The organism is Geopseudomonas aromaticivorans, from assembly GCF_019097855.1.
In the GTDB taxonomy this organism is placed as follows: Bacteria; Pseudomonadota; Gammaproteobacteria; order Pseudomonadales; family Pseudomonadaceae; genus Geopseudomonas; species Geopseudomonas aromaticivorans.
This window is the reverse complement of record NZ_JAHRGL010000071.1, coordinates 89,085-107,020: the sequence shown is the minus strand read 5'-3', so window position 1 is coordinate 107,020 and position 17,936 is coordinate 89,085. Positions and strand designations below refer to the sequence as shown.

Sequence of the window (17,936 nt, the reverse complement as noted above, 5' to 3'; positions counted from 1 at the left end):
CCACACGAAGATTAAGGTTGGCTTCAGCGAGTGCGCGGAGGATGGGCGCCACCCACCTCTCTGGAATCGAACAGCATGAAGCGCATCGGCATTGCCCTCCTTTTCGGCCTGACCAGCTCGCTGGCGCTGGCCGAGCCCGTAGCCCTGCTGGAGGCCTACAAACTGCAGGCACAGCAGGACAACCCTGCCTTCGTCGGTTTCTCCGCCGAGCGCGGCAAGCAGCTGTACTTCGCCGAGCAGCAGCAGGACGGCAAGACCATGAGCTGCACCACCTGCCACACCCGGGACCCGCAGCAGACCGGCAAGACCCTGGCCTTCCGCAAGATCGAGCCGCTGGCGCCCTCCGTCACCCCCACGCGCTTCACCGACACCCGGAAGGTGGCGAAGTGGTTCCGCCGCAACTGCAACGACGTGTTCGCCCGCGAGTGCACCGCGCAGGAAAAGGGCGACTTCATCACCTGGATCGTCAGCCAGTAAGCGGAGGTCGCCATGCAACGCAAAGGACTCGCCCTGGCGCTGGTCGCCATGCTGGCTGGTGCGGGCATACTGTTCGTGCAGGCCGCAAGCCACGAAACCCACGAGCACCATCGGCACCATGAGTCGCACAGGTCCCATCCGGCTCGCGACAGCGCTGCGGCCCAGGACGCCCAGCCCGCTCAGCCCGTCCAAGCCCAGTACAAACGGCCGAAGCAACTGGCAGTGCCGGCCGACGCCCCGCAGGCGTGGCTGAACGAATGCGGCAGCTGCCACATGGCCTACCCGCCCGGCCTGCTGCCGCCCAAGGCCTGGGAACAGCACATGAACACCCTGAGCCACCACTACGGCAGCGATGCCTCGCTGGATCCGGCCGAAGAGCAGCAGATCCGCGACTTCCTGCTGCTGGTGTCCAGCAACAACCGCCTGCCGGTGGAGGGCGTCGTCAGCGCCGACGCGCAACCGCGGATCACCGAGAGCCGCTGGTTCAAGCGCCGGCACGACGAGGTCAGCGCGGCGAAGTTCGCCCGCGAATCGGTGGGTGGCGCCGGCAACTGCGTGGCCTGCCACCGCAATGCCGAGCGCGGCTCGTTCGGCAAGGTGAAGATCCCGCGCTAGCGCTGCAGCAGGCCCAGCACCCAGCGGCCGATCAGGCCGGCGAGCAGGCCGGCGAGCGCCGCCACGGCCCAGTCGGCCAGGTGCAGCGGCTGCAGGTGCAGGCGCGCGGCCAGTGCCGGCAGCTGGACGAACAGCAGCAGCGAAGCCAGGCCGAGCCCGCAGACGGCGCGCGCCATGGCGCTGCGCAGCTGGCTCAGGCTGGCGGTGATGGTCAGGCTGGCGACCACCAGCACGGCGATGGCCATGCTGCGGGCGTGGGTCACCACTGGCGCCTCGGCCAGCACCTGGCCATCCAGCGCCAAGCCGTCCAGGGCCTGCCACCAGGCACCGAGCAGCACCAGGGTGATCAGCGCGCCGCCCAGCAGAATCGCCCACCAGGCCCGGCGCGAGAAGAAGCGCGCCGGGCCACGCCGCGCCAGCACGCCCAGTCTCCCGTCCGGCGCCAGCTCCTGGAACACCAGCAGCGCGGTCGGGTGGATCAGCAGCTCCAGCCAGACCACGTGGATCGGCAGGTACAACAGCGGCGCGCCGGCCAGCGGCACCAGGGTGGCGCTGGCGACCAGCGGGATGTGCACCAGCAACAGGTAGGCGAAGCTCAGCTGCAGGTTGCGAAACAGCTGGCGGCCCTCGCCGATGGCGCGCACCAGGGTGCCGAAGTTGTCGTCGAGGAGGACGATGGCGGCGATCTCGCGGGCGCTCTGCGTGCCGCGCTCGCCCATGGTGATGCCGACGTCGGCGGCTTGCAGCGCCGGCACGTCGTTGACCCCGTCGCCGGTCACCGCGACGATCTCCCCCTCCGCCTGCAGCGCGCGCACCAGTTCGAGCTTCTGCGCCGGGATGGCGCGCGCCACCACGTCGACATCGTCGGGCCACTCGCAGCCTGGCTCCGCCACCAGCACCTTCGGCTCGCCGCCGCCCAGGCCGATCTCGCGGGCAATGGCGCGCGCGGTCAGCGGGTGGTCGCCGGTGACCATCACCACGCGGATCCCCGCCGCCCGGCACTCCGCCACCGCCTCGCGCACGCCGTCGCGCAGCGGATCCTCGAAGGCCAGCAGGCCGGCGAAGACGAAGCCCTGCGCCGGCTCGCTGGCCGGGCACGCGGCCGCCGCCAGGCGGCGGGTGGCGCAGGCGATCACCTTGTGCCCACCGGCCGCGTAGAGGTCCACCTGGCGGCGCCAGCCGGCCAGCGCCGCCGCGTCCAAGTCGCAGAGGGCGAACAGGGTTTCCGGCGCGCCCTTGGTCACCACCCGCCACGCGCCCGCCCCGTCCGGCCAGATCGCCGTCTCGCGGCGGCGCTGCTCGGTGAACGGAAACAGCGCCGCGTGCGGCGCCAGATCGGGCGCCTGGCCGGCCGCCAGCAGGGCGGCATCCAGCGGATCGTCGGCCTCGCTGCGCACCGCCTGCAGCGCCAGCTGCAGCAGGCTGGCGGCGTCGAAGCCGGGCGCGGCCAGGCGATGGCTGAGCACCAGGCTGCCGGCGGTGAGGGTGCCGGTCTTGTCCGAGCAGATGCAGGTCACCCGGCCGATGTTCTCCACCGCCACCGCGCGGCGCACCAGCGCCTTGTGCCGGGCCAAGCGGTACACGCCAACGCCGAGGAAGAAGGTGAACACCACCGGGAACTCCTCCGGCAACGCCGCCACCGCCAGGGTCACCGCGCTGAGCAGCGCATCCACCGCGCCGAAGCCCTGCACCAGGCGGACCGCGGCGAGCAGCAGGCACATCGCCAGCGCCACCCACAGCAGGGTCGCCACCAGGCCGGCGATGGCCTGCTGCAGCGGCGTGCGCGCGTGGCTGCCCTCGCGGGCGGCGCGGACGATCGCGCCGTAGCGCGTCTCCTGGCCGGTATGCAGTACGCGCAGGGTCGCCTGGCCAGCGAGCAGGCGGGTGCCGGCCGCCGCCCAGTGGCAGTCGTCGGCCACCGCCGGGAAACGGTCCGCCACCGCCAGCACCTGCTTGCGCACCGGGAAGGCCTCGCCGGTGAGGGTCGATTCGTCGACCAACATCTCGCTGCCGGCGACCAGCACGCCATCGGCGGGAAAGTATTCGCCGGGAGCCACCTGCGCCAGGTCGCCGGGCAGCACCGCGCGGGCGGCGATCTCGCGCAGCGTGCCATCGCGCCACACCCGCGCCGTGCCGGCCAGGCGGCTGGCCAGGCCGGCGGTGGAGGCGCGGGTGCGCTGGTGCAGCCAGGCGTCCATGCCCAGCAGCGGGATGACCGCCAGCAGAAGGGTCAGCGCTTCGGCGCGGTCGCCGAGCAGACCGAACAGCAGCGCGGTACCGAGCAGGAACCACAGCATCGGATCGCGCAGGGTCTCGCCGGCCAGGGCCGACCAGTGGCGGGCGGCGTCCTCGACGATGGCGTTGGCGCCGTAGCCCTGGCGCTGGTCGACCTCGGCAGCGCTCAGGCCGCGTTCCGGCGACTCCAGCCCCGCCAGGCGGTCGAGAGGAATGGCACGGCGCATCGGGCGAATACCTCGTCTGCTGCGGGCGTGGCCGCGACAGCCATGACATTAGCATGGCCGCCGCGTGGCGCCCGGGCCGGCGCGCCAGGCAGGATCCAGCCGGGCCGCGGGCAAGGTTGATCAGCGGACTGGCAGGCCGGCGCGGCAACGGCGACACTGCAGACAGCGATGGCGCCGCACGGGCGCGCCGAGGAGCTTGACGATGCGCTGGAAACGGGCACGACGCAGTGACAATGTGGTGGACGCCCGCGCGGGCGGCATGCGCAGCGGCGGCAAACTCGGCCTGGGCGGCCTCGCCGCCATCGTCATCGTAGGCCTGCTGATGGGCAAGGACCCGCTGCAGATCCTCGGCCAGATCGGCAGCGAGCTGGCGCAGCAGCAGCCTTCCGGCGACAGTCAGCCGGCAACGGCGGGCGACGAGCACAGCGAGTTCGTCCGCGCCGTGCTCGGCGACACCGAGGACACCTGGCAGGCCCTGTTCGCCGACGCCGGCGAGCAATACCAGGCGCCCAAGCTGGTGCTGTTCAGCGGCAGCGTACGCTCGGCCTGCGGCTTCGCCAGTGCGGCGGTAGGGCCCTTCTACTGTCCTGGCGATCGTCAGGTATATCTCGACCTGCAGTTCTTCGACGAGCTGGCGCAGCGCTTCGCCGCCGCCGGCGACTTCGCCCAGGCCTACGTGATCGCCCACGAGGTCGGCCACCACGTGCAGACCCTGCTCGGCGTTTCCGCCAAGGTCAATGCCGCCCGCCAGCGTGGCGCGACCATGCAGGGCGCCAACGGCCTGCTGGTGCGTCAGGAGCTGCAGGCCGACTGCCTGGCCGGGGTCTGGGCGCACCATGCCCAGCGCCGTCTCGACTGGCTCGAACCGGGCGACCTCGAAGAGGCGCTGAACGCCGCGAACGCCATCGGCGACGACCGCCTGCAGCGGCAGACCCAGGGCCAGGTGGTGCCGGACGCCTTCACCCACGGCACCTCGCAGCAGCGCGCGCGCTGGTTCCGGGTCGGCTTCGACGAAGGCGACCCGGGCAGCTGCGACACCTTCAAGAGTTCGCGGCTGTAGCCCTGGCCCTGGCCCGCCGCGACGCCGCCTAGCCCTCCAGCATCCGCTGCAGCTCGGCGCAGTCGCGGGCGTAGTGGTCGGTCAGTTCCGGCCAGGGATTCTCCGAGCGATTGACCAGCACGCTGCGCGCCCCGGCGGCGCGGGCGCAGGACAGGTCGTGGACGAAGTCGCCGACCATCACCAGCGCGTCCGGCGCCACCGTCCAGCGCGCGGCCAGCTGCAGCAGGCCGTGCGGCTGCGGCTTGGGCGGCGCCTCGTCGCGGCCGAGGACATCGTGCACCACGAAGCAGTCGAGCAGGCCGATGGCCTCGAGGGTGATCAACGCCAGCGGCCGGGCATTGCGGGTGAGGATGCCCAGCCGGCAACCGCGCGCGTGCAGCGTGCGCACCAGCGCCACCGCGCCGGGAGCGGGCCGCGCCGCCTGCGCCAGGGTCTGCTCGTGGGCCAGCAGCCAGGCGTGCTTGGCCGCCGCCAGCTCGGCCGGCAGGGCGGCGAGATGGGCGAGGATGTCGTCCTGCGGCGGGATCTCCAGCGCCCGGCGGATCGCCGCGAAGTCGTGCACGGCGACGGTCAGGGTGCCGTCCATGTCGAACACCCAGTGGCGCAACTGCGGCAACGGCAGCCGCTCGATCAACCCGCCCATGGCGTCACGCCCAGTCCGGTCGCTGGCGGATCAGCCCTTCCTGGACCGCCGAGGCGACCAGCTCGCCGGCGCGGTTGAAGATGCTGCCGCGGGTGAAGCCGCGGCCGTGGCCGGCCCAGGGGCTGTCGAGGGCGAACAGCAGCCAGTCGTCGACCCGCACGTCGTTGCGGTGGAACCACAGCGCGTGGTCGAGGCTGGCGACCTGCATCGAGCGATCCCACATCGACACGCCGTGCGGCAGCAGCGCGGTGGTCAGCAGGCCGAAGTCGGTGGCATAGGCCATCAGGTACTTGTGCAGCGCGGGAACGTCCGGCAACTGGCCGTCGGCACGCACCCACAGGTACTTGATCGGCGCGCGCGGCTGCGCAGGGCTGGCATTGCCCGGATTGACCGGACGGACCTCGATCGGAATATCGAAGTACGCGCGCTCGCGCCCGCCGTCCGGCTGCTGGGCGAGGCGCTGGCGGTGCAGTTCGTGCTCGGACAGCAGGCCTTCCGGGCCGGGCACGTCGGGCATCTGCTCGACCTGGTGGTGGAGGCCGCCCTCGTCGCACTGGAAGGACACGCTGCAGCTGTAGATCGGCTGGCCCTTCTGGATCGCCAGCACGCGGCGGGTGTTGAAGCTGCCACCGTCGCGCACGCGGTCGACCTGGTAGAGCACCGGCATGGTCGCATCGCCCGGGCGCAGGAAGTAGGCATGCATCGAGTGCATGTGGCGCTCGGCCGGCACCGTCTGGCTGGCCGCCGACAGCGACTGGCCGATCACCTGGCCGCCGAACAGCTGGCGCAGGCCGAGATCCTGGCTGACGCCGCGGAACAGGTTTTCCTCGATGGTTTCCAGACTGAGCAGGGCTACCAGCTCATCGAGCACTCGGCTCATGGCTATCTCCTTGTACCGCCGCGACGGGCGGCGGCCATCGCAAATGGGGGTAGGCCGGATGACCGCTCAGACGAGCGTCCACCTGCGCCTTGCCAGGGTGAAATGGTAAAGCCTTTGCAGGCGGCTGTCGGCCATTCCCGGCAATTCGTGCACTGCAGGAGCGAAACAGCCGCCGATTGCCCGACAGCCGGGCGAACCGCGCGGGCGGCCCAACTGGCGCCAGGTCCGCCCCTGCGCTGCTTGGTTCATCGCGGCCCTCTCCCGCTCGCCATGGCGCGGCGCATAATGCCGTTCCGCCCTGCCTCGATGATTGCACCGATCATGCCGCTGCCGCTGGTCTATCACGACGACTACAGCCCGCCGTTCCCGGTCGAGCACCGTTTTCCGATGGAAAAGTTCCGCCTGCTCCACGAGCACCTGCAGGACAGCCTGCCGGCGGCGGTCTACCACCAACCCGCACTGTGTCCGGCGGACATCCTCGCCCTGGCCCACGATCCGGCCTACATCGCCCGCTACCTGGCCGGCGAGCTGCCGCGCGAGGAGCAGCGCCGCCTCGGCCTGCCGTGGAGCGCGGCGCTGGCGCGGCGCACGGTGCGCGCGGTGGGCGGCTCGCTGCTGACCGCCGAGCTGGCGCTGCAGCATGGCCTGGCCTGCAACCTGGCGGGCGGCACCCACCACGCCCACTACGACCAGCCCTCCGGTTTTTGCATCTTCAATGACCTGGCGGTGATCGCCCGCTACCTGCTGGCCAGCGGGCGGGTGGGCCGGGTGCTGATCTTCGACTGCGACGTGCACCAGGGCGACGGCACCGCGCGTCTGCTGGCCGGCTGCGCCGGCGCGGTGACCGTGTCGTTGCACTGCGAGCGCAACTTCCCGGCCAGCAAGGCGCACAGCGACTGGGACATCGCCCTGCCGGCGGGACTGGGCGATGCCGGCTACCTGAAGACCGTCGACGATGCGCTGGACTACCTGCTGCCGGTCTACCAGCCGGACCTGGTGCTGTACGACGCCGGGGTGGACGTGCACAAGGACGACGCCCTCGGCCTGCTCGAACTCAGCGACGCCGGGATCGCCGCCCGCGACACGGCGGTGCTGCGCCATTGCCTGGAGCGCGACATCCCGGTGGCCGGGCTGATCGGCGGCGGCTACGACCGCGACCGCCGCGTGCTGGCGCGCCGCCACGGCATCCTCCAGCACAGCGCGGCGCGGATCTGGCAGGAATTCGGCATGACCTGAACGCAGGGTGCGCCCTTCCCCCCTCTCCCGGTTCCGGGAGAGGGGGGACTCCGTGACTCAGGTCGTCAGATACGACGAACGGGTCAGCCCCAGCCGCAGGGCATCGAGAAAGCGCGTGCGCTCGGCGGCGCTGAGGCTGGAGCCGGCGACCTTCTCGCGGTACAGCGCCATCAGCTCGGCCGGCTCCAGGTGCACGTAGCGCAGCATGTCCTCGATGGTGTCGTGGGTCTCGATGCCGGCGTGGAACACGCTGCCGTCGGGGCGCTGGTAGACGTTCACCGAGTCGGTGTCGCCGAACAGGTTGTGCATGTCGCCGAGGATCTCCTGGTAGGCGCCGACCAGGAACACGCCGAGCAGGTAGTCCTCGCCCTCGCGCAGCGCATGCACCGGCAGGCTGGTCTCGATGCTCTGCTCGTCGACGTACTGGCGGATCTTGCCGTCGGAGTCGCAGGTCAGGTCCTGCAGCACCGCGCGGCGCTGCGGCTGCTCGGCCAGGCGGTGGATCGGCAGGATCGGCAGGATCTGCTCGATGGCCCAGGTATCCGGCAGGCTCTGGAACACCGAGAAGTTGCAGATGTACTTGTCCGCCAGCTTGTCGTTGAGTTCGTCGAGCACCTGGCGGTGCGAGCGCTGGCGCGCCTTGAGCTGGTCGTACAGGCGCCGGCAGATGGCGAAGTAGCACTGCTCGGCCAGCGCCTTCTGCGCCAGCGACAGCTTGCCGGCGGAATACTGCGCGGCCACCTCGCCGACCAGGTGGGTGGCGCGCCAGTAGATCTCGGCGACCATCTCCGGGTCGGTCGGGGCGAGCAGCTCGAGCAGCGCCTGCAGCGTTTCCGGCTGCTCCACCGCCGGGTCGAACTCCGGCACGCTGTCGTTGTGCCGCTCGACGTCAGTCACCTCGACCACCAGTACCGCGTGGTGGGCGGTCATCGCCCGGCCGCTCTCGGAGAAGATGTGCGGGTGCGGCAGCTGCTGGCGGTCGCAGAACTCCTTGAGCATGCCGACCACGGTGGCGGCGTAGTCCTCCATGTCGTAGTTGATCGAGCTGGCGTTGCGCGAATGGGTGCCGTCGTAGTCGACGCCCAGGCCGCCGCCGACGTCGACGTGATCCACCGGCAGGCCCAGCGCGCGCAGCTCGCCGTAGTAGCGGATCGCCTCGCGAAAGCCCCGCCGGTAGTCGGCAATGTTGGCGATCTGCGAGCCCATGTGGAAATGCAGCAGGCGCACGCCCTGGTCCAGCCCCGCGGCGCGGAACCGTTCGGCCACCCGCAGGATCTGCGCGGCGGACAGGCCGAACTTGGACTTCTCGCCACCGGTGTCGGCCCACTTGCTCGAGGCCAGCGAGGACAGCCGCACGCGCAGGCCGATCTGCGGCTGCACGCCGAGGGCGGCGGCCTCCTCGATCAGCAGCGCCACCTCGGATTCCTTCTCGATGACGATGAACAGGTTGTGGCCGAGCTTCTGCCCCATCAGCGCCAGGCGGATGAACTCGCGGTCCTTGTAGCCGTTGCAGACGATGGTGCCGCCGGTGGGCGCCAGCGCCAGCACCGCCATCAGCTCCGACTTGGAGCCGGCCTCCAGGCCGATGGACACATCCTGTGTGGCGATGATGTTCTCCACCACCGCCTCCTGCTGGTTGACCTTGATCGGGTACAGCGCGGTGTAGTCGCTCTGGTAGTCCAAGCGCAGGATGCTGGCATCGAAGGCGCCGGTGAGCTGGCGCACGCGATCCTGGAGGATGCCGGGAAAGCGCACTAGCAGCGGCAGCGACAGGCCGGAGGCACGCAGCTGGTCGACCAGCTGGTGTAGGTCGATGGGCGAGCCGTGCGGACCGTGCGGGCGCACCTCGACGTTGCCGGCCTCGTTGATCGCGTAGTAGCCGGCGCCCCAGTGGCGGATGCCGTAGACGCGCCGGCTGTCGGCCACGCTCCAGGGGGTTTCGTCGTCCTTGCGGGTGCTGCGGGGCATGCGCTGTTCTCCCTGTGCTGGCGACCGGCACCCGGCCGCGATCAGATGGGGCGCCCGGCGCGGCAGGCCGGACGCCGGGCGGCACTCAGCCGCCGGATTTCTTCGCCTTGAAGCCGCGCCTGGTGAGCTCGGCGATCAGCAGCTCGACGTGCTCGCCCTGGATCTCGATCACCCCGTCCTTGAGCGCGCCGCCGGTGCCGCAGCGCTTCTTCAGCGCCGTGGCCAGCTCCTTGAGTTGGTCGCCGGCCAGCGGCACGCCGCTGATGGTGGTCACCGCCTTGCCGCCGCGGCCCTTGGTCTCGCGGCGCACGCGGGCAATGCCGTCGCCTTCGGGGAGCACCGGCTGGCCGCAGATGCACGCGCCCTTGGGCTGGCCGCAGTCCGGGCAGTGCCGGCCGGCGTCGGTGGAGTAGACCAGGCCGCCGAGGGCGGCCAGGGAGGAAGCCTTCTTGTTCACGTCGGCCTCCTCAACCCTGCTCGAGCAGCTGGCGCAGGTCGATGATCGCGGCGTTGGCGCGCGAGATGTAGTTGGCCATCACCAGCGAGTGGTTGGCCAGCACGCCGAAGCCGTCGCCGTTGAGGATCATCGGGCTCCACAGCGGCTCCTGCGCCGCCTCCAGCTCGCGGATGATCTGCCGCACGCCGACCGTGGCGTTCTTCTTGGCCAGCACGTCGGCGAAGTCGACCTCGATGGCGCGCAGGAAATGCGACAGCGCCCAGGCCTGGCCGCGCGCTTCGTAGAACACGTTGTCGATCTGCAACCAGGGGGTCTTGACGATCTCCTCGCTGCCGGCAGTGATGGCGATGCTGGTGTCGGTGGTCAGGCGCATCTGGCCGACGCTGGCGGACAGGCGTTGCGACAGCGAGCCGAGACGGGTCTCGACGTCGGTCAGCCAGTTACGCAGGTTGTCGGCGCGGGCATAGAACTGCGCCTGGTTCTGCACCGGATCGGACAGGCGTTTCTGGAAGCTGGTCAGCGACTTGATGCCGTCGCGGTATTCCTGCTCGCTGGCCGGCAGCGCCCAGCTGCTGTTGTCGAAGTGGAACTTCGGTTCGGCCTTGGCCAGGTCGGCGTCCTCGGTGGACTGCGACTGCGAGCGGGCGAAATCCTTGCGCAGGGCACGGGCCAGGTCGCGCACCTGCACCAGCACGCCGTATTCCCAGTTGGGCATGTTGTCCAGCCACAGGCCGGGCGGGGCGATGTCGTTGGACAGGTAGCCGCCCGGCTTGTCGAGCAGGGTGCCGGCCACCGTCTTCAGGGTCTCCACCGTGGTGTAGCCGGGTACCAGCTGCACCTGGGCCTGCGCGGCGGCGCCCTGGGCATTCTCCTGCACCGGGAACAGCTCGGGCTCGAGGCTCCAGTACCAGCCGACCACCAGCGCAACGAGCAGGTAGACGCCGACCACGCCGCCGACCGCGCGGCTTGCCCAGATGCCGCCGAAGTAGCTGCGGGCATCCGCCACCGAATCATCGACATTGTCGCGCATGGCGCCGACCTTCTTCTTCCAGTCCAGCATGGCTTGGTCCTTTCTCACCGAGATACAAATTCAGGCTGGCAGCCCCGCTCGCAAGGCTGCAGATTGCGTTTCACTATAAAGCATGGCTGTCGCGGGCGTCGGCAGAAAAGAGCGACTGCCCGCCGCAACGCGATGCCGATCCCTTCCGGTATCATGCCGGCGTTCCCGAACGAGAGACTGCGATGCGTCGTCTGCTGCCCCTGCTCCTGCTCCTGCTCACCCTGCCGGCCAGCGCCGGGCTGTTCGACAGCCGGCCGAACCCGGCGTTCGGCACCGCCGCGCTGAACAACAGCGGCGACTTCCTGCCGGTCGGCGAAGCCTTCAAGCTCAGTCTGGTCGAGGCCGATGACCAGCGGGTGAAGCTGCGCTTCGTCAATGCCGAGGGCTACTACCTGTACCGCCACCGCTTCCAGGTGCACAGCGAGCCGGCCGGGCTGCTGGCGGGCGAGCTGCAGCTGCCGGCAGGCAAGGCCAAGCACGACGAGTACTTCGGCGACGTCGAGGTGTACTACGGGGTGACCGACATGGCGGTGCCGATCGCCAACCCGTCCGGGCAGGCGTTCCGCCTCAAGGTCACCTACCAGGGCTGCGCCGACCAGGGCCTGTGCTATCCGCCGGAAACCGCCACCTTCACCATCGACGGCAAGGCGCCGGCAGGCGCGAGCCCGATCGCCCCGCCAGCGGCCGCAGCCATTCCGGCGGTCGCCGCCAACCCGGCCGCCACGAGCGTCTGGAGCTGGCGCGAGCTGGCGCTGTTCTTCCTCGCCGGCCTCGGCCTGACCTTCACCCCCTGCGTGCTGCCGATGCTGCCGATCCTCTCCGGCGTGGTGTTGCGCGGCCAGGCGGGCGGCGCCCGCGGGCTGATCCTCTCGCTGGCCTACGTGCTGCCGATGGCCGCCTGCTTCGCCGTGCTCGGCGCGCTGATGGGCCTGTTCGGCGCCGAGCTCAACCTGCAGGCGCGCCTGCAGTCGCCGTGGATCCTGGTGCCCTTCGCGCTGTTCTTCGCCACCTTCGCCCTGGCCATGTTCGGCGTCTACGAGCTGCGCCTGCCGACCTTCATCCGCGAGCCGCTGGACCGCCTGGCCGGCCATGCCCGCGGCGGCTCGATCTGGGGCGCGGCGCTGCTCGGCGTGTTCTCCAGCCTGCTGGTGTCGCCCTGCGTGTCGGCGCCGCTGGCCGGCGCGCTGCTGTACATCAGCGCCAGCGGCGATGCCCTCGGCGGCGGCCTCAAGCTGTTCGCCTTAGGGCTCGGCATGGGCGCGCCACTGGTGCTGTTCGCCACCGGCGGCGGCGCCCTGCTGCCGCGCTCGGGGGTGTGGATGACCACGGTGCGCAACGCCTTCGGCGTGCTGCTGCTGGCGGTGGCGATCTGGCTGCTCGAGCGGGTGCTGCCCGGCCAGCTCAGCCTGGCGCTGTGGGGCCTGCTGGCCGGCGGCGTGGCGCTCAACCTGGGGGCGCTGGAAATGGTGCCCAAGACCCACCGCCAGCGCGTCGCCCAGCTGTTCGGCCTGCTGCTGCTGGTCTATGCCCTGGCCGCCTGGACCGGCGCCCTGCGCGGCGAAACCGATCCGCTACGCCCGTTCGGCCGCCCGGCGTTGGCCGCCGCCAGCCAGGGCATCAGCAGCTCCCATGCCGGCTGGCAGACCGTCAGCACCCCGGCCGAACTGGATGCCGCCTTCGCCGCCGCCAGGAGCGCCGGCCAGCCGCTGCTGCTCGACTGGTACGCCGACTGGTGCATCAGCTGCAAGGTGATCGAGCGCGAGGTGCTGCCGGCGCCGCAGGTCGCTGCGCAGCTGGCCGCCTACCGCCTGGTGCGCTTCGACATGACCGCCGGCACCCCCGAGCAGCGCGCCCTGCTCGACCGCTACCGGCTGTTTGGCCCGCCGGCGCTGCTGCTGTTCGCTGCCGACGGCAGCGAGTGGCAGGACCTGCGGGTGATCGGCGAAACCGACGCCGCCGGCCTCGCCGCGCAGCTGGAAAAGGCCGCCCAGCGCTTCTGAGGCGACGATTCCGGTCATCGTCAGCCATCATGCGGCCATCTACGGCAAAAACCGGGCGACTGGACAGGCGCCCGGTATTTCCGGCATAGTCCCGCAACTTTTTTCCCCGTACCTCTACAGGACATCGCCCGCATGGCCACTTTCCTGGTTCTGCATGGTCCCAACCTGAACCTGCTGGGCACCCGCGAGCCGGGCGTCTACGGCGCCACCACCCTCGTCGACATCAACACCGACCTGGAGGCGCGCGCCCGCGCGGCCGGCCATCACCTGCTGCACCTGCAGAGCAACGCCGAGTACGAACTGATCGAGCGCATCCACGCCGCCCGCGGCGAAGGCATCGACTTCATCATCATCAACCCGGCGGCATTTACCCATACCAGTGTCGCATTGCGTGACGCGCTGCTGGCGGTGAGCATCCCATTCATCGAAGTTCACCTGTCGAACGTGCACAAACGCGAACCCTTCCGCCACCACTCCTACTTCTCCGATGTGGCGGTCGGCGTGATCTGCGGACTCGGCGCCAGCGGCTATCGCCTGGCCCTGGAAGCCGCAATCGAACAACTGCAACGCCCCTGACCTCTTTTGGAGCGCCCTGATGGACATTCGTAAAGTCAAGAAGCTGATCGAACTGCTGGAAGAGTCCGGCATCGACGAGCTGGAAATCTGTGAAGGCGAAGAATCCGTTCGCATCAGCCGCCACAGCAACAAGCAGCCGCAGTACGCCCAGCCGATGTACGCACCGGCGCCGGCCCCGGTCGCCGCCCCGGCCCCGCTCGCTGCTGCCCCGGCCGCTGCCGCCGCTCCGGCTGCCCCGGCCCTGGCCGGCCACGTGGTGCGCTCGCCGATGGTCGGCACCTTCTACCGCGCCTCCTCGCCGGACGCCAAGCCGTTCGCCGACGTCGGCCAGACCGTGAAGAAGGGCGACATCCTGTGCATCGTCGAAGCGATGAAGATGATGAACCACATCGAAGCCGAAGCCAGTGGCACCATCGGCTCGGTACTGGTGGAAAACGGCCATCCGGTCGAGTTCGACCAGCCGCTGTTCACCATCGTCTGACCCGCGGAGAATCCTGCGATGCTGCAAAAAGTCCTGATTGCCAACCGCGGCGAGATCGCCCTGCGCGTGCTGCGCGCGTGCAAGGAACTGGGCATCAAGACCGTGGCTGTGCACTCGACTGCCGACCGCGACCTGATGCACGTGTCGCTGGCCGATGAGTCTGTCTGCATCGGCCCGGCGTCCTCCGCCCAGTCCTACCTGAGCATCCCGGCGATCATCGCTGCCGCCGAAGTCACCGGCGCCGACGGTATCCACCCGGGCTACGGCTTCCTCGCCGAGAACGCCGACTTCGCCGAGCAGGTGGAGAAATCCGGCTTCACCTTCATCGGCCCGACCGCCGACGTGATCCGCCTGATGGGCGACAAGGTCTCGGCCAAGGACGCCATGAAGAAGGCCGGCGTACCGACCGTGCCGGGCTCGGCCGGCCCGCTGCCGGAAGACGAGGAAGAAGCGCTGAAGATCGCCCGCGAAGTGGGCTATCCGGTGATCATCAAGGCCGCTGGCGGCGGCGGTGGTCGCGGCATGCGCGTGGTCCACAAGGAAGAGGACCTGATCGATTCGGCCAAGCTGACCCGCAACGAAGCCGGTTCCGCCTTCGGTAACCCGATGGTCTACCTCGAGAAGTTCCTGACCAATCCGCGCCACGTGGAAGTCCAGGTGCTGTCCGACGGCCAGGGCAACGCCGTGCACCTCGGTGACCGCGACTGCTCGCTGCAGCGCCGCCACCAGAAGGTGATCGAGGAGGCGCCTGCGCCGCTGATCGACGAAGAAGCCCGCCGCAAGGTCCAGGCCCACTGCGTGCAGGCGTGCATCGACATCGGCTACCGCGGCGCCGGCACCTTCGAGTTCCTCTATGAAAACGGCAGTTTCTACTTCATCGAGATGAACACCCGCGTGCAGGTGGAACACCCGGTCACCGAGATGGTCACTGGCGTCGACATCGTCAAGGAAATGCTGCGCATCGGCGGCGGCGAGAAGCTGTCGATCACCCAGGACGACGTGGTGATCCGCGGTCATGCCATCGAGTGCCGGATCAACGCCGAAGACCCGAAGACCTTCATGCCCAGCCCGGGCAAGGTCAAGCACTTCCACGCTCCAGGCGGCAACGGCGTGCGCGTCGATTCGCACCTGTACGACGGCTATACGGTACCGCCGTACTACGATTCGCTGATCGGCAAGCTGATCACCTTCGGCGCCACCCGCGACGAAGCGCTGGGCCGCATGCGCAATGCCCTCGACGAGCTGATCGTCGACGGCATCAAGACCAACGCCCCGCTGCACGCGGAGCTGGTGCGCGACCCCGGCTTCTGCAAGGGCGGTGTCAACATCCACTACCTGGAAAAGAAACTGGGTATGGACAAGCACTGAGCCTCGGCTCGCTGCTTGCACAGAGGCCGCCTTCGGGCGGCCTCTGTCGTTTCTGCCTGGCGTAGGGTGCGCCGTGCGCACCAACCGGGCCACGCCCCCATCACGCTGCGCACGGCGCACCCTACGGAGCCGCACTGGCAGCGCACCGCCCCCTCCAGTAAGCTTGCCCGCCATTCGCCCCCACTCCTCATGAGGCCTCCGCCATGCCCTGGCTGCAAGTCCGACTCGCCATCACTCCCCACCAGGCCGCCGTGCTGGAAGACCAGCTGCTGGAGCTGGGCGCGGTCTCCGTGACCTTCATGGACGCCGAGGACCAGCCGATCTTCGAGCCGGACCTGGGCACCACCCCGCTGTGGACCCACACCCACCTGCTCGCCCTGTTCGAGGACGGCACCGACGCCGACGCGGTGCTCGCCCACCTCAAGCTGCTGCGCGGCGGCGAGCTGCCCGAATACCAGGTCGAGCGCATCGAGGACCAGGACTGGGAGCGCAGCTGGATGGACAACTTCCACCCGATGCGCTTCGGCCGCCGCCTGTGGATCGTGCCGAGCTGGCATGCCGCGCCGGAGCCGGAGGCGGTCAACCTGCTGCTCGATCCGGGCCTGGCCTTCGGCACCGGCACCCACCCGACCACCGCGCTGTGCCTGGAGTGGCTGGACGGCCAGGAGCTCGCCGGCTGCCGGGTGCTCGACTTCGGCTGCGGCTCGGGCATCCTCGGCATCGCCGCGCTGCTGCTCGGCGCCGCCTCGGCGCTGGGCACCGACATCGACCCGCAGGCGCTGGAGGCCTCCCTGGACAACGCCGGGCGCAACGGCCTGCCGGCCGACGCCTTCCCGGTCTACCTGCCCGAGCAGCTGCCGCAACAGCCGGTCGACGTGGTGGTGGCCAACATCCTCGCCGGCCCGCTGGTGCAGCTGGCGCCGACCATCACCGCCCTGGTCAAGCCGGGCGGTCGCCTGGCGCTGTCCGGCATCCTCGCCGAGCAGGCCGAGGAAGTGCGCGCCGCCTACGCCGAGGCCTTCGACCTCGACCCGACCGCAGTGAAGGAAGGCTGGGTGCGCATCAGCGGCGTGCGCCGCTGAGCTGCCGAGCCATGCTGCGCTGCGCTAGAATCAACCCCTGACCTGTTCCGGAATAGCGCAGCATGACCGAGTCATTCGTCACCCAGTGCCCCCATTGCCAGACCCGCTTCCGCGTCACCCGCGCGCAGCTCGGCATGGCCCGCGGCGCCGTGCGCTGCGGTGCCTGCCTGCAGGTGTTCAACGCCGCCGAGCAGCTGGCCACCACGCCGCTGGCGCAGGCGGCCGAGCCGGAGGCGCCGGGCGACGAACAGGACACCACCCTGACCGCCGCTGCCGCCGGCGCACTGGCCGCCGGCCTGAGCGACAGCAGCGCCGCGAACATCCAGCTGGCCGGCTACACCCCCGCACCGCCCATGCCGACCTCGGCGGACGCTGCCACGCCGCCCGCCGCGTCACCCACTGCACCCACTGCGCCGGCCGCGGCAGCCCCCGCGGCGAAAGCCGCGGACGACGACACCCTGTGGATCCACGACGACCTCGATCTGGACAACCTCGACCTCGAGCTTGACGAGGAACTGGCCAAGCTGGAGCCGGACAGCTTCGAGCTGAGCAGCGAGTTCCTCGACTACCACCCGCCGCAGAGCCCCTTCGGCAGCGCGGCCAGCAACAGCCGCGACCCGCACGATGAAAGCTGGGCCGAAGCCCTGCTGCACGACCAGTCCCCCGGCACGCCGCGCGGGGCCAAACCGCTCGATGCCCGCCACCGCGAGGAACCGCCGCTGGCGGAGGACAACCCCTGCGACGAGCTGGGCGGCCTGGCCGACGATGCCCAGGAAGTCGCCGCCCATCCGCAGGCCGCACTGGTCGCCGAGCGCGACCAGCCGCTGTCGGTCAGCGAGGCGGCGGCCACCCTGGCGGCCAGCGCCGCGGCCCAGCGCAGCGAGCCCCAGCTGCGCGCCGAAGGTCTGCGCCACCTCAACGACGAGCCGCTGCAACTCGACTGGCAGGCGCCACGTGCCAACTGGGGCCGCCGTCTGCTGTGGCTGCTGCTGATCCTGCTGGCCCTGGCCGGCCTGGCCGGGCAGTACATCTGGCATCACCTGCCGGAGCTGGCCCGTCAGGAGCAGTGGCGCCCCTGGTTCGAGAAGGCCTGCCCGCTGCTTGGCTGCAGCCTGCCGCCGCGGGTCGACGTCAGCCTGATCAAGAGCAGCAACCTGACCGTGCGCAGCCACCCGACCCATCCCGGCGCGCTGACCGTCGACGCGATCATCTACAACCGCGGCGACTTCGCGCAGCCCTTCCCGCTGCTCGAGCTGCGCTTCGAGGACATCAACGGCCAGCCGCTGGCCAGCCGCCGCTTCAAGCCGGGCGAGTACCTCAGCGGCGAACTGGCCGGGCGCACCAGCATGCCGCCGCAGACGCCGATCCACATCGCCCTGGAAATCCTCGATCCGGGCGCCCAGGCGGTGAACTACAGCCTGGCCTTCCACTCGCCGGACTGAACCCCTGCGCCGTCGCCACGGCGGCGCTGTTCAAAAAACATCCAGAACAGTCTTTAACCGCTCCCGCGGAGCGGGTATCATCGCCACCCTTTTCCAGCAGCTGATTTGCCCCCTGCGGCAGGGATACCC

The 17,936-nt window shown here is 70.2% G+C and carries 16 protein-coding genes; 10 read left to right on the top strand and 6 right to left on the bottom strand.

Going from position 1 to position 17,936, the window contains the following annotated elements; all coding sequences use genetic code 11:
* Nucleotides 1-75: 75 nt before the first annotated feature.
* Both KRX52_RS19015 and KRX52_RS19010 read left to right on the top strand, forming a co-directional pair.
* On the top strand, nucleotides 76-477 hold the full coding sequence (locus KRX52_RS19015) for a DUF1924 domain-containing protein (RefSeq protein WP_217683292.1): 402 nt from the start codon (nucleotides 76-78) through the stop codon (nucleotides 475-477).
* A 12-nt stretch (nucleotides 478-489) separates the two neighbouring features.
* On the top strand, nucleotides 490-1,092 hold the full coding sequence (locus tag KRX52_RS19010) for a diheme cytochrome c (protein ID WP_217683291.1): 603 nt from the start codon (nucleotides 490-492) through the stop codon (nucleotides 1,090-1,092).
* Here the strand turns inward: KRX52_RS19010 and KRX52_RS19005 are convergent.
* Nucleotides 1,089-3,554, bottom strand: a complete 2,466-nt coding sequence (locus tag KRX52_RS19005; protein WP_217683290.1) for a cation-translocating P-type ATPase — start codon at nucleotides 3,552-3,554, stop codon at nucleotides 1,089-1,091. The two genes, KRX52_RS19010 and KRX52_RS19005, sit on opposite strands and share 4 nt — an antisense overlap.
* A gap of 202 nt (nucleotides 3,555-3,756) precedes the next feature.
* On the opposite strand from KRX52_RS19005, the gene ypfJ reads away from it, so the two are divergent.
* Nucleotides 3,757-4,614 (top strand): KPN_02809 family neutral zinc metallopeptidase, encoded by an 858-nt coding sequence (gene ypfJ, locus KRX52_RS19000; protein ID WP_217683289.1) that lies wholly within the window; start codon nucleotides 3,757-3,759, stop codon nucleotides 4,612-4,614.
* Between the two features lie 28 nt (nucleotides 4,615-4,642).
* Here ypfJ and KRX52_RS18995 read toward each other — a convergent pair whose 3' ends face one another.
* Nucleotides 4,643-5,257, bottom strand: a complete 615-nt coding sequence (locus KRX52_RS18995) for an HAD family hydrolase (protein ID WP_437439719.1) — start codon at nucleotides 5,255-5,257, stop codon at nucleotides 4,643-4,645.
* 4 nt (nucleotides 5,258-5,261) lie between these two features.
* Nucleotides 5,262-6,137: an acyl-CoA thioesterase gene (locus tag KRX52_RS18990; protein ID WP_217683288.1), complete on the bottom strand. Its 876-nt coding sequence runs from the start codon at nucleotides 6,135-6,137 to the stop codon at nucleotides 5,262-5,264.
* Between the two features lie 321 nt (nucleotides 6,138-6,458).
* Here KRX52_RS18990 and KRX52_RS18985 point away from each other — a divergent pair, with 321 nt between their 5' ends.
* The gene (locus KRX52_RS18985) at nucleotides 6,459-7,373 is read left to right on the top strand and encodes a histone deacetylase family protein (protein ID WP_217683411.1); all 915 of its coding nucleotides are present in this window, start codon (nucleotides 6,459-6,461) and stop codon (nucleotides 7,371-7,373) included.
* A gap of 57 nt (nucleotides 7,374-7,430) precedes the next feature.
* Here the strand turns inward: KRX52_RS18985 and speA are convergent, their stop codons facing one another.
* From speA to KRX52_RS18970, 3 genes are all read right to left on the bottom strand, one after another.
* Nucleotides 7,431-9,341: an arginine decarboxylase gene (speA, locus tag KRX52_RS18980; RefSeq protein WP_217683287.1), complete on the bottom strand. Its 1,911-nt coding sequence runs from the start codon at nucleotides 9,339-9,341 to the stop codon at nucleotides 7,431-7,433.
* An 85-nt stretch (nucleotides 9,342-9,426) separates the two neighbouring features.
* Entirely contained in the window at nucleotides 9,427-9,798 is a 372-nt protein-coding gene (locus KRX52_RS18975) for a translation initiation factor Sui1 (protein ID WP_217683286.1), read from the bottom strand.
* Between the two features lie 10 nt (nucleotides 9,799-9,808).
* Nucleotides 9,809-10,858: a DUF2333 family protein gene (locus tag KRX52_RS18970; protein WP_217683285.1), complete on the bottom strand. Its 1,050-nt coding sequence runs from the start codon at nucleotides 10,856-10,858 to the stop codon at nucleotides 9,809-9,811.
* Nucleotides 10,859-11,040: 182 nt separating this feature from the next.
* Between KRX52_RS18970 and KRX52_RS18965 the strand changes: the two genes are divergently transcribed.
* The 6 genes from KRX52_RS18965 to KRX52_RS18940 all read left to right on the top strand — a co-directional run bounded on the left by KRX52_RS18965 (nucleotide 11,041) and on the right by KRX52_RS18940 (nucleotide 17,807).
* Nucleotides 11,041-12,858: a protein-disulfide reductase DsbD gene (locus KRX52_RS18965; RefSeq protein ID WP_217683284.1), complete on the top strand. Its 1,818-nt coding sequence runs from the start codon at nucleotides 11,041-11,043 to the stop codon at nucleotides 12,856-12,858.
* A gap of 132 nt (nucleotides 12,859-12,990) precedes the next feature.
* Entirely contained in the window at nucleotides 12,991-13,434 is a 444-nt protein-coding gene (aroQ, locus tag KRX52_RS18960; RefSeq protein ID WP_217683283.1) for a type II 3-dehydroquinate dehydratase, read from the top strand.
* A gap of 19 nt (nucleotides 13,435-13,453) precedes the next feature.
* The gene (gene accB, locus KRX52_RS18955; protein ID WP_217683282.1) at nucleotides 13,454-13,915 is read left to right on the top strand and encodes an acetyl-CoA carboxylase biotin carboxyl carrier protein; all 462 of its coding nucleotides are present in this window, start codon (nucleotides 13,454-13,456) and stop codon (nucleotides 13,913-13,915) included.
* A gap of 18 nt (nucleotides 13,916-13,933) precedes the next feature.
* Nucleotides 13,934-15,283, top strand: a complete 1,350-nt coding sequence (gene accC / locus KRX52_RS18950) for an acetyl-CoA carboxylase biotin carboxylase subunit (RefSeq protein WP_217683281.1) — start codon at nucleotides 13,934-13,936, stop codon at nucleotides 15,281-15,283.
* Between the two features lie 203 nt (nucleotides 15,284-15,486).
* Nucleotides 15,487-16,365 (top strand): 50S ribosomal protein L11 methyltransferase, encoded by an 879-nt coding sequence (gene prmA, locus KRX52_RS18945; protein ID WP_217683280.1) that lies wholly within the window; start codon nucleotides 15,487-15,489, stop codon nucleotides 16,363-16,365.
* 62 nt (nucleotides 16,366-16,427) lie between these two features.
* A complete protein-coding gene (locus tag KRX52_RS18940) occupies nucleotides 16,428-17,807 on the top strand; it encodes a DUF3426 domain-containing protein (RefSeq protein ID WP_217683279.1) in 1,380 nt (459 codons plus the stop codon).
* Nucleotides 17,808-17,936 lie beyond the last annotated feature (129 nt).